General features: G+C 41.9%; 1 protein-coding gene and 1 pseudogene. One reads left to right on the top strand and one right to left on the bottom strand.

The features are described 5' to 3' along the window. Window positions 1-339: 339 nt before the first annotated feature. Window positions 340-666: a hypothetical protein gene (locus L4C38_RS21185; protein WP_428799513.1), complete on the bottom strand. Its 327-nt coding sequence runs from the start codon at window positions 664-666 to the stop codon at window positions 340-342. A gap of 527 nt (window positions 667-1,193) precedes the next feature. Between L4C38_RS21185 and L4C38_RS21190 the strand changes: the two are divergent. Then, window positions 1,194-1,350 (top strand): annotated as a pseudogene (locus L4C38_RS21190) (IS110 family transposase); the annotation flags it as partial.

Here is a 1,350-nt window from a genome sequence, read left to right on the forward strand (position 1 = left end):
ACAACATACATCACCAACCCTTTGCAAAGTACGTAGTGAGATGAATAACAGGATAAATCCTACACGTTGAAAACCTTCTGCTCACACTGGCTTTTAAAGTCGATAAGGTGATTAGGACTTCGTGTTCGACTGCCTCATCTTGGCCAAGGCAAAAGCCGCTAAAACAGGCCGTATATATGGTAGTTAACCTGCGCTTTTAATCATACTGCTGACTTGCAAAACTGGGGGAGACCATATAGGTGAGCAACGCAATACCGAAGCCCCCGCATACCACCTTAAACACTAAAACCAACGCATAGTGAAAATGCCACGCGTTGCGAATCCCTCTTAAACAGTTTGTTATGTGGTTATTAGATCTTCATAGCCCTCTTCAAGCCACTCAACCTCAAAGCCTAATTTTATAAGGCGCTTAGGGAAATGGCTGTCATTTAAAGGTTGCTCTGTGCGAACTTCTTCTTCACTAACATCCAACTCAAAGTGCAAACTAAACTCCCCAGACTCCTCTGAATAAGTGATCGTTTCCACTATGAAGGACAAACTGCCTATGGCTTTGTTAAACCAGATTTTGGTTCCGATTGGAGGCACGCATGGCATTTCAATACTCTTTTTGAAGTAGCCAATATTGGCGTTTTCCCTTCTAATCAGTACGTAATTGTTAATTATCATCTCTCAAACTCCAGTAACCACATAACGAAAAGTTAAAGCGTGAACAACGCAATAACAATGCAACTGCAAACACCTTAATCACTAAAATCAACGCACTGTGAAAATGCCACGCGTTGTGAGTCGCATTTAAACGTCTTGTTATATATGTGACCAAAGCCCATGGATATCCTTGGACTCCTCATTCACACGCACTAAATCATCGTAAACAGACAAAAATCGAAGCAGAGGTGAAGGGAAATGCCTTACCTTAAAGCTCCGTTTGTTCTGTCTTTAATCGCCAGCGTATTAAGCAGACAAACTTAGCTTTAAGGGTAGCATGAGGATTGCCTGCACTCAGCCTAATTTGTTCTATTAAACAACGACTTCGCTGCTAATTAAGCTTTGAGACACACAGCTTACACCCTACATTGCTACTTCCGTCACTATATAACGCCGCGTTAAGTTGATGAGATGGTCTCCCCCTACCACTTCACATGACCATGAGCCATGCTTGGAGTGTTCAGGTCCCGAAGCAAAAGGAGAAGACCATGACTCAGCATAAAATCATCGGCATCGATTTAGCAAAAAATATTTTCTTTCTTGTTGAAATCGATCATAAAGGAAAAAACATCAGCCGTAAAAAACTTCAACGAAGTAAGTTGCTTAGCCATATCGCGAACCTAAAACCCTGCACTATTGCTATGG

This window comes from Vibrio kasasachensis (assembly GCF_050337565.1).
Lineage (GTDB): Bacteria > Pseudomonadota > Gammaproteobacteria > Enterobacterales > Vibrionaceae > Vibrio > Vibrio kasasachensis.